Genomic DNA, 9,625 nt, shown 5'->3' with positions numbered 1-9,625 from the left:
CGGCCTACAGGGGCATTGCGGGTGTATGTATTACCGGATGACGGCGTATCGCCATCCGGCCTACAGGGGCATTGCGGGTGGATGTATTGCCGGATGACGGCGTACCGCCTTATCCGGCCTACAGGGGAATCGCGGGTGTATGTATTGCCGGATGACGGCGTATCACCATCCGGCCTACAGGGGAATCGCTGTAGGCCTGATAAGCGTAGCGCCATCAGGCATTACCTTACTTCTTCAGTTCAGCCAGGCTCAGCCAGGTCTGGACAACGGTATCCGGGTTCAGCGACAGACTGTCGATTCCCTCTTCCATCAGCCAGGCGGCAAAGTCTTCGTGGTCAGACGGACCCTGACCGCAAATCCCGACGTATTTACCCTGTTTCTTCGCTGCGCGAATCGCCATCGACAGCAGTGCTTTCACCGCGTCGTTACGCTCATCAAACAGTTCGGATACCACGCCGGAGTCACGATCCAGACCAAGCGCCAGCTGCGTCATGTCGTTAGAACCGATCGAGAAGCCGTCGAAGTATTGCAGGAACTGTTCAGCCAGCAGGGCGTTGGACGGGATCTCACACATCATGATGATCTTCAGCCCATTCTCACCGCGTTTCAGCCCCTGACGCGCCAGCTCTTCCACGACCGCTTTTGCCTGCTCAACGGTACGCACGAATGGGATCATGATTTCGACGTTAGTCAGCCCCATGTCGTTACGCACGCGTTTCACCGCATCGCATTCCAGCGCGAAGCAATCACGGAAGCTGTCCGACACGTAGCGGCCCGCACCACGGAAGCCCAGCATTGGGTTCTCTTCATGCGGCTCGTAGCGCTCACCGCCGACCAGGTTCGCGTATTCGTTAGACTTAAAGTCAGACAGACGCACGATCACCCGTTTCGGCCAGAATGCCGCACCGAGGGTGGCGATCCCTTCCGTCAGGCGCCCCACATAAAATTCACGCGGAGAGTCAAAGCCTTTCATCATCTCGCGGATGTCGTTTTGCAGTTTGGCATCCTGGGAGTCAAACTCCAGCAGCGCACGCGGGTGCACGCCAATCATACGGTTGATGATAAATTCCAGACGCGCCAGACCAACGCCTTCGTTAGGCAGACAGGCGAAGTCAAATGCCCTGTCCGGGTTACCGACGTTCATCATCACCTTCAGCGGCAGATCCGGCATGGTATCGACGCTGGAGCTCTTAACGCTGAAGTCGAGCAGGTCGGCGTACACGTAGCCCGTGTCACCTTCTGCGCAGGAAACGGTGACCTTCTCGTCATCCTTCATGCGCTCAGTGGCATCGCCACATCCCACCACCGCTGGAATACCCAGTTCACGCGCGATAATGGCCGCGTGACAGGTACGACCGCCGCGGTTAGTGACAATCGCCGCCGCTTTTTTCATGATCGGTTCCCAGTCCGGGTCGGTCATGTCGGTGACCAGCACGTCGCCAGGCTCAATGCGGTTCATCTCGCTGATGTCCTGAATGACTTTTACCGGACCCGCACCGATGCGGTGGCCGATGGCACGCCCTTCCGCAATGATTTTGCCCTGCGCATGCAGCGTGTAACGCTCCATCACCTGACCGCGAGAACGCACGGTTTCCGGACGCGCCTGTACGATGAACAGCTTGCCGGTGTGACCGTCTTTCGCCCACTCGATGTCCATCGGACGACCGTAGTGTTTCTCTATCTGCACCGCCTGCTTCGCCAGTTCCTGCACTTCGTCGTTGGTCAGAGAGAAAATGTCGCGGCTTTCCTGCGGCACATCTTCAATGGTGACCTGTTTGCCGTGCTCCTGAGTCGGTGCGTAGACCATGCGGATTTTTTTCGAGCCCATCGTGCGACGCACAATAGACGGACGATTGGCCGCCAGGGTCGGTTTGTGGACGTAGAACTCATCCGGGTTCACCGCGCCCTGCACCACCATCTCACCCAGACCCCACGCCGAGGTGACGAACACCACCTGGTCAAAGCCGGATTCGGTATCGATGGAGAACATCACGCCGGATGAAGCCAGATCGGAACGCACCATCCGCTGAACGCCCGCAGAGAGCGCCACGCCGCGGTGGTCATAGCCCTGGTGAACACGATAGGAGATCGCGCGGTCGTTAAACAGCGACGCGAACACGTGCTTCACGGCGACCAGTACGGCGTCAAAGCCCTGGACGTTGAGGAAGGTTTCCTGTTGACCGGCAAAAGAGGCGTCCGGCATATCTTCCGCCGTTGCAGAAGAACGCACGGCGAAAGACGCATGCTGATCGTCCGCAGAGAGTTGCGCGTAGGCATCGCGGATGGCATTTTCCAGCTCAGGCTGGAAAGGAGTGTCGATAATCCACTGGCGGATCTGTGCGCCTGCCTTCGCTAATGCGGTGACATCATCAATATCCGTCTGATCCAGCAGTTCATAGATGCGCTGGTTTACGCCGCTTTGGTCCAGAAACTGGTTGAACGCATCGGCGGTTGTGGCAAAACCATTCGGTACCGATACACCCATACCGGAAAGGTTAGTAATCATTTCACCCAGGGAGGCATTTTTGCCCCCAACTCTGTCTACATCATTCATGCCGAGTTGGTTATACCAAAGCACCAGCGGTGACGAGCCATTGTTGGACATCGAACAATCCTTTTGTGATAAATGAACGAGTTTAGGAAAAGCTTAATTACGTATTTATCTTTGCATATTTAACCCGCTTAAAAAAACGGTGAATCGTTCAAGCAAATATATTTTTTATTTTTTCGGACAGTTTACCCATTTGCGCAAACCCACGAGTGGCGGGCGATCCCCACAAAATGTGTCGGTATAAACATCTGTTCCAGAAAATGAAATGTACTTTTCATAAAATATAAAAATACCATTTCATTTTTAAAATGAGCGTTATTTTCTACGCTTCAGAGTAATTTTAATTTATGCTTTCAGAGAATTATGACTGACTTCCAGGGTGTGAAAATGGATAATGCTGTAGATCGTCACGTATTTTATATTTCCGATGGTACGGCAATTACCGCTGAAGTATTGGGCCATGCGGTGATGTCGCAGTTCCCCGTCACTATCAGCAGTATCACGCTACCGTTTGTCGAAAATGAGAACCGTGCCCGTGCCGTTAAGGACCAGATCGACGCCATTTTTCAACAAACCGGCGTGCGTCCACTGGTGTTCTATTCGATTGTATTGCCGGAAATCCGCTCCATCATCCTGCAAAGCGAAGGCTTCTGTCAGGATATCGTGCAGGCGCTGATCACTCCGCTGCAACACGAAATGAAACTCTACCCCACACCGATTGCTCACCGGACTCACGGGCTGAATCCGGGTAACCTGATCAAGTATGATGCGCGGATCGCCGCCATCGATTACACCCTGGCCCACGATGATGGCATTTCGTTGCGCAACCTCGACCAGGCGCAGGTGATTTTGTTGGGCGTCTCGCGCTGTGGCAAAACGCCCACCAGTCTCTACCTGGCGATGCAGTTTGGCATCCGCGCGGCGAACTATCCCTTTATTGCCGACGACATGGACAATCTGGTTCTGCCCGCGTCGTTAAAACCCCTACAACATAAACTGTTTGGTCTGACGATTGACCCTGAGCGTCTGGCGGCCATTCGCGAAGAACGCCGGGAAAACAGCCGCTACGCGTCCCTGCGCCAGTGCCGTATGGAAGTGGCTGAAGTCGAGGCGCTCTACCGTAAAAACCAGATCCCATGGTTGAACAGTACTAACTATTCGGTTGAGGAGATTGCCACTAAAATCCTCGACATCATGGGACTAAGTCGACGCATGTACTAACAAACTAGTTCATGAGTTCTGTTTTTTTGTTATCATACCGTTCTGTCGCGAGGTGTGATCCACCTCGCACTTGAAATCAGCAGGGATTGGTTTAAGGTTGTGCCCATCACTTCCCGGTACCTCTGCCGTAGAAGCCACAAATTTCTGAGAATTGTCATGAACAGAACCGATGAACTGCGTACCGCGCGTATAGACAGTCTGGTTACGCCCGCTGAACTTGCGCAACGGCATCCTGTGTCGTCCGCCGTCGCCAGCCACGTCACCGACTCCCGACGCCGGATAGAAAGAATACTGAATGGCGAAGACCGCCGTTTGCTGGTCATTGTGGGGCCGTGCTCCATTCACGATCTCGACGCCGCTCTGGAGTACGCCACGCGTTTACAGACGCTGCGTACTCAGCACCAGGCGCGCCTGGAAATCGTCATGCGCACCTATTTTGAAAAGCCGCGCACTGTCGTCGGCTGGAAAGGTCTCATTTCCGATCCGGACCTCAATGGCAGCTATCGCGTGAACCACGGTATTGAACTGGCGCGCAAACTGCTGTTGCAGGTCAATGAACTGGGCATCCCGACCGCCACGGAATTTCTCGATATGGTGACCGGGCAATTTATTGCCGATCTGATCAGTTGGGGCGCCATTGGCGCGCGAACCACCGAAAGCCAGATCCACCGCGAAATGGCCTCGGCACTCTCCTGCCCGGTCGGCTTTAAAAACGGCACCGACGGAAATACCCGTATCGCCGTTGACGCGATTCGCGCCTCCCGCGCCAGTCATATGTTCCTCTCGCCTGATAAAACCGGTCAGATGACCATTTATCAGACCAGCGGTAACCCCTATGGCCATATCATTATGCGTGGCGGCAAAAAGCCAAACTACCATGCTGAAGATATTGCGGCGGCCTGCAGTACGCTGCATGAATTTGATCTGCCTGAACATCTGGTCGTTGATTTCAGCCACGGCAACTGCCAGAAACAGCATCGTCGTCAGTTGGATGTCTGTGATGATATTTGCCAGCAGATCCGTAACGGTTCGACGACCATCGCCGGTATTATGGCGGAAAGCTTTCTGCGTGAAGGTACGCAGAAAATCGTCAGCGGACAGCCGCTGGTCTACGGTCAGTCGGTAACCGATCCTTGCCTTAACTGGGAAGACACTGAACTGCTGCTGAGCAAGCTGGCCTGCGCGGTTGACAGTCGTTTCTGACCGCTCGCCCATCCTTTCGGGGATGGGCAATTCTTCTCCCCTTTTCGCAAACTACCACATTTAATACTTGTTGTTGTCGCGCACATTATTGATAATAAAAATCATTGTGACATTAATTATTATTAATCAGCCGTGATACCCGTATGGATAACATTGAAGCACCCCGTCTTAAGGAACAAGAAAACGCGGTTCCCCCGCCTGCGCCCATCCGCAAGATCAGCAGTCAGAAACTGTTAGGTGATGACGGTAAGGTAATTATCGATCACGACGGTCAGGAGTACCTGCTGCGTCGAACGCAGGCAGGTAAACTCTTGCTGACCAAGTAGAACATCAGCTTGAACAGCTGACTTCCAGACGCTTTCCCCAGTCCGGCGGACGATGACTGTAATCATCATCGCGCTCGCGGAAGGGCTCCCGCAGTACGGCGTGCAAGCGATGCAGTTCGCTCATATCGCCTTTTTCCGCCGTCTCAATAGCCCGTTGCGCCAGCCAGTTACGTAGCACCACGGACGGATTGGCGCTTTGCATCAGCGACTGGCGCGTCGCATCGGCGACTTCATCGCGCTGTAAACGCGTTCTGTAGCGCGAGAACCAGTCGTCAAATGCGGCACGGTCGATAAATTCATCGCGCAAGGGCGATGCGCTGCTCTGCTGTTCGGTGACGCTCAGCATGCGGAAGGTACGGGTGTAGTCACTGCGCTCGCGGGCCATCAGGCTGAACAATTCGTTCAGCAGTTCGTTGTCATCCTTTTGTTCGGTCATGAAGCCCAGTTTCTGCCGCATCCGCTGGCCGTAGCGCGTCAATAGCGCCGCCTGGTAGCCGTCGAGGGCATCATTCAGCGCCTCAACCGGGATAAAGGGCGACAGGCTTTGCGCGAGTCGCTGTAGATTCCACAAACCCACCGCAGGTTGATTATCGAAACTGTAGCGCCCCTGATGGTCTGAATGGTTACAAATGAACCCCGGCTCATAATCATCCAGAAAACCAAACGGACCGTAGTCCATCGTCAGTCCAAGAATCGACATGTTATCGGTGTTCATCACCCCGTGCGCAAAACCGACGGTTTGCCAGTCGGCTATCAGTGACGCAGTCCGCGCGACCACGTCGCGAAACCAGAGAATGTACTTGTCGGCTTCCTGCTGGAGGTGCGGCCAGTAATGGCGAATCGCGAAATCCGCCAGTTGCTGAACGTTTTCCGGTTCGCGGCGATAATAGAAATGCTCAAAATGGCCGAAGCGCATGTGGCTTTGCGCCAGTCGCATCAGCATCGCCCCCGCCTCCACCGTTTCACGGTAAACCGGCGTTTCGCTGGTGACAATCGCCAGCGCCCGGGTTGTCGGTATCCCCAGATAGTGCATCGCTTCACTGGCGAGGCTTTCACGGAGAGTGGAGCGCAATACCGCACGACCATCCCCCATGCGCGAATACGGCGTCAAACCCGCGCCTTTCAGATGCCAGTCCATCGTGCTGCCATCGGCAAGCAGTTGCTCACCCAGCAAGATGCCACGCCCGTCGCCCAGCTGGCCCCCCCAGACGCCAAACTGATGACCGCTATAGACCTGCGCCAGCGGAGACATTCCCGCTAGCAGTGTCTCACCGCCCCAGACCCCCGCCGGGCCGTCAGGATGAAAAAGCGAGTCGGGGATACCCAGTTGTTCGGCAAGCGTATCATTGTGCCAAATCAGCCGTGACTTATTCAGCGGCGTTGGCGACAGTGCGGTAAATGTTGCTGGCAGTTCATCGCGCCAGCGGGCTGTAAAAGACAGGGTCATAGGGCCTCCTGCCTGTAGTGTAGACGGTTAATACCGGCATAAACACCAGCAAACAGAAAGGTTATCCGTGGAGTAACTGGGTTACCTGATCCGCGGTGACGGCAGGCCACAGACCGCCCTGCATGGCACCAAAACCGAATGGCATCACGCGGGTCAACATCGCTTCGTTGTCGATACCGGCGATCATCAGCGATTCACAATAAGGGGAAACTTGCGTGAGAATGGCGCGCATGAACGGTTCGAAGGAGAGCTGCGTAGCCCGGCGATGAACAAAATTCCGGTCCAGTATTATGCGTTTAAATAACCCATCGAATATGGCTTTGTTGGCACTTTCCCCTGCACCGAAATTGGCCAGTACCAGAGGAAAACGTTCGACAAGCGCGGTCAGCGTTTTATTCTCTTTTCCGTCAGACAGTTCGGGAAAATTCTCATTAATCATCAATTCCAGAAATGAAAATCGTTTAACGGCAGAAACGCGCTCACTATCCATTAATAATAACGGTACAACTGCCGGGGTTATATAAATCCAGGCGACAAGTTTATGTTGAATAAAAAAGTGTTGGCACGTTTCGAGCAGGGCCAGTTTTTCGACAAAGAGTTGGCACTGCTCTTCGGGAGAAAGTCGCGGAAGCACCAGATCCGTAGGGATGCGAACCTTGTCGTCATCACTGACAAAGTTTGCGATGATACTTAAACCGATAAGTTTCCGTTGTACATTCCGGGCGGGCTGAAAATAGAGTTCAGAATGGTACACATTATCCAGTGAAATATTCATCACGGCAGCCCCACACACTGGGAGTGATTCGGCAACCTATTACACAGGATGTCGTCATCCATCTTTTTTAATGACAGAGGGGAAATGTTCATGTTGTCCTTTTCACCCGGAGTCCCGGTTCCTTTGTTTTCAGCTTATCCTGATTATAAACACTTAGCCAGCATTGTTCTTTTCCCGACAATAAAAGCGAGGCGCGCCCTCAATCAGAAATAACACTTTGCAACTAAATCCGTCTCGCCTGCCAAAAGTTTTTCCGCCAGTAAACATTATCCAGCGACGAGCGCATCACGCCACGACTGGTTGACGCATGAATAAATTGACCGTTGGTATCATAAATACCCACATGTAAACCGCTCTCTCCCGATCCGGTTTTGAAAAACACCAGATCGCCAGGCAGTAATTCATCTTTATCGATTTCCGTCCCCAGTTTTGCCTGTTGACGGGTTTCACGCGGCAGTTGCAAAGCGAACTGGTCGCGCATGGTCATCAGCACAAAGCCGGAACAATCCACGCCACCGCGGCTCATGCCGCCGTAACGATACGGTGTACCGCGCCAGGTCTGGAGTTGATCATTTAATCCGGCAATAACGGTGATGGAATCAGAGAGCCGGGCATTGGGCGGCGGCGCTCGGTGGCTACTACATCCTGCCAACAACAGTGCTGTGCAAAAAAGAAACCAGAAACGCATTCAGGCGAATCCTCTGTTTTTCTATTCTTCACCCCATATAGCGGGTATTTACGCGGGTTTTCAAGAAACCATTTCGTTTAAGTGGTTGATATAACCATTCTGTGACCTTCGATGTCAAGACGCCGGAAGTGCAGCCCATAGGCTCGTGTTAAATGCGCCGGTGTCAGCACCTCATCACGCGGACCGCTGGCAAGCAGTTTCCCCTGTTTGAGCAACCATGCCCGATGCGCGTGACGCAAGGTATGATTCAGATCGTGACTACTCATCACGATGGCAATCCCCTGCTCACACAGGCGATTCAGAATGCGATCCAGCGCATTCTGTTGTGCAACATCGAGGCTGTTCATGGGTTCATCAAGTAGCAGCAACTGCCCCTGCGGATTGGTCTCTGGCGCGATTTGCAGGATCACGGCGGCAAGGCGTACACGCTGCCATTCACCGCCCGAGAGTTCCTTCGCATTGCGCCCGAGCTTGTCTGCCAGCCCCAGCGACTCGGCCACTGCAGTAAGCTGGTCAGTCCGCGTTTTGTCCGCCTGATGCAGCGTCAGAAAGTGCCATACCGGCATCGCAAAGGGCGGATTCTGCTGCTGCGCCAGATAAGCGCGATGCCGGGCAAGTTTGGCTGCGGGCCACGACGCCAGTTCAGTACCGGCCAGGGTGATGGTTCCCGCGCCACTGGTTAGGCCAGCCATTCGCGTCAGCAGCGTGCTTTTCCCGGCACCGTTCGGCCCGACCAGATGCAGGATTTCCCCCGCGCGGATCTCCCCACACAAAGGCCCCAACCGGGGGATATCGGCAACATCCTGTAACTGCATCAGTGAAGACATTATTTAGCCAACGCGAGCTTGATACTTTCCATGACGATAGGATCTTCCGGCGTCATATCAGGTGAAAAACGCTGTACTACCTTGCCATCCCGGCCCACGAGGAACTTCTCGAAGTTCCACAGGATATCGCCCGGATTAAGCGGCGCGCGCCCTTTGCTAACCATTCGCTCATAAAAACCGCTTCCTTCAGGGGCCACCGCCGTCGGCGCAGCGGCAATCAGCTTCTGGTACAGCGGATGGCGCCCATCCCCGTTCACCTCAATCTTGCTGAACATCGGGAAGGTCACGCCCCAGGTCGTGGCACAGTAAGTTTTAATCTCATCTTCGCTGCCAGGTTCCTGTCCGAGGAACTGATTGCAGGGAAAGCCCAGCACGGTGAAGCCACGATCGGCCCACGCTTTCTGAATATTTTCCAGTTGCTCATACTGCGGGGTCAGACCGCATTTTGACGCCACGTTCACCACCAGCAGCACATTGCCCGCATACTTTTCGAGGGTCGTGACCTCGCCATCAATCGTCGTCACTTCAGTGTTCAGAATCGAGTCTTGCATAGCCTCTCCAGGATCGTGAGTGATTCAAATACCAGC

General features: G+C 54.2%; 9 protein-coding genes. 3 read left to right on the top strand and 6 right to left on the bottom strand.

The window, feature by feature from the left end; genetic code table 11:
* Nucleotides 1-226: 226 nt before the first annotated feature.
* Nucleotides 227-2,605 (bottom strand): phosphoenolpyruvate synthase, encoded by a 2,379-nt coding sequence (ppsA, locus tag OGY35_RS19305; protein WP_286633161.1) that lies wholly within the window; start codon nt 2,603-2,605, stop codon nt 227-229.
* A gap of 333 nt (nt 2,606-2,938) precedes the next feature.
* Here ppsA and ppsR point away from each other — a divergent pair, with 333 nt between their 5' ends.
* The 3 genes from ppsR (at nt 2,939) to hemP (ending at nt 5,301) form a co-directional block, all read left to right on the top strand.
* Nucleotides 2,939-3,772, top strand: a complete 834-nt coding sequence (ppsR, locus tag OGY35_RS19300) for a posphoenolpyruvate synthetase regulatory kinase/phosphorylase PpsR (protein WP_094465393.1) — start codon at nt 2,939-2,941, stop codon at nt 3,770-3,772.
* 156 nt (nt 3,773-3,928) lie between these two features.
* Nucleotides 3,929-4,975: a 3-deoxy-7-phosphoheptulonate synthase AroH gene (aroH, locus tag OGY35_RS19295; RefSeq protein ID WP_286633160.1), complete on the top strand. Its 1,047-nt coding sequence runs from the start codon at nt 3,929-3,931 to the stop codon at nt 4,973-4,975.
* A gap of 143 nt (nt 4,976-5,118) precedes the next feature.
* Nucleotides 5,119-5,301 carry a hemin uptake protein HemP gene (hemP, locus tag OGY35_RS19290; protein ID WP_152404898.1) on the top strand — a complete coding sequence of 61 codons (183 nt, stop codon included), beginning with the start codon at nt 5,119-5,121 and terminating at the stop codon, nt 5,299-5,301.
* A gap of 4 nt (nt 5,302-5,305) precedes the next feature.
* Here hemP and selO read toward each other — a convergent pair whose 3' ends face one another.
* From selO to OGY35_RS19265, 5 genes are all read right to left on the bottom strand, one after another.
* Nucleotides 5,306-6,748 (bottom strand): protein adenylyltransferase SelO, encoded by a 1,443-nt coding sequence (gene selO, locus OGY35_RS19285; RefSeq protein WP_286633159.1) that lies wholly within the window; start codon nt 6,746-6,748, stop codon nt 5,306-5,308.
* A gap of 61 nt (nt 6,749-6,809) precedes the next feature.
* The gene (locus tag OGY35_RS19280; protein WP_178823907.1) at nt 6,810-7,523 is read right to left on the bottom strand and encodes an EAL domain-containing protein; all 714 of its coding nucleotides are present in this window, start codon (nt 7,521-7,523) and stop codon (nt 6,810-6,812) included.
* 223 nt (nt 7,524-7,746) lie between these two features.
* Nucleotides 7,747-8,211 carry a C40 family peptidase gene (locus tag OGY35_RS19275; protein ID WP_152404901.1) on the bottom strand — a complete coding sequence of 155 codons (465 nt, stop codon included), beginning with the start codon at nt 8,209-8,211 and terminating at the stop codon, nt 7,747-7,749.
* A gap of 77 nt (nt 8,212-8,288) precedes the next feature.
* Nucleotides 8,289-9,038, bottom strand: coding sequence for a vitamin B12 ABC transporter ATP-binding protein BtuD (btuD, locus tag OGY35_RS19270; RefSeq protein WP_286633158.1), 750 nt, complete (start codon nt 9,036-9,038; stop codon nt 8,289-8,291).
* Nucleotides 9,038-9,589, bottom strand: a complete 552-nt coding sequence (locus tag OGY35_RS19265; RefSeq protein ID WP_152404903.1) for a glutathione peroxidase — start codon at nt 9,587-9,589, stop codon at nt 9,038-9,040. Before OGY35_RS19265 ends, btuD begins: the two co-directional genes overlap by 1 nt.
* Nucleotides 9,590-9,625: the final 36 nt, after the last annotated feature.

Source organism: Citrobacter sp. Ct235 (genome assembly GCF_030332305.1).
GTDB lineage: Bacteria > Pseudomonadota > Gammaproteobacteria > Enterobacterales > Enterobacteriaceae > Citrobacter_A > Citrobacter_A telavivensis.
The sequence above is the reverse complement of the archived record's forward strand: the minus strand, read 5'-3'. Positions and strand labels throughout refer to the sequence as shown.

What these genes read in the sequence shown, in the direction of transcription:
- aroH (WP_286633160.1), top strand. Translation starts at nt 3,929, where the DNA reads ATGAACAGAACCGATGAACTGCGTACCGCGCGTATAGACAGTCTGGTT.
- selO (WP_286633159.1), bottom strand. Translation starts at nt 6,748, where the DNA reads ATGACCCTGTCTTTTACAGCCCGCTGGCGCGATGAACTGCCAGCAACA.
- hemP (WP_152404898.1), top strand. Translation starts at nt 5,119, where the DNA reads ATGGATAACATTGAAGCACCCCGTCTTAAGGAACAAGAAAACGCGGTT.
- btuD (WP_286633158.1), bottom strand. Translation starts at nt 9,038, where the DNA reads ATGTCTTCACTGATGCAGTTACAGGATGTTGCCGATATCCCCCGGTTG.
- OGY35_RS19265 (WP_152404903.1), bottom strand. Translation starts at nt 9,589, where the DNA reads ATGCAAGACTCGATTCTGAACACTGAAGTGACGACGATTGATGGCGAG.
- OGY35_RS19275 (WP_152404901.1), bottom strand. Translation starts at nt 8,211, where the DNA reads ATGCGTTTCTGGTTTCTTTTTTGCACAGCACTGTTGTTGGCAGGATGT.
- ppsA (WP_286633161.1), bottom strand. Translation starts at nt 2,605, where the DNA reads ATGTCCAACAATGGCTCGTCACCGCTGGTGCTTTGGTATAACCAACTC.
- OGY35_RS19280 (WP_178823907.1), bottom strand. Translation starts at nt 7,523, where the DNA reads ATGAATATTTCACTGGATAATGTGTACCATTCTGAACTCTATTTTCAG.
- ppsR (WP_094465393.1), top strand. Translation starts at nt 2,939, where the DNA reads ATGGATAATGCTGTAGATCGTCACGTATTTTATATTTCCGATGGTACG.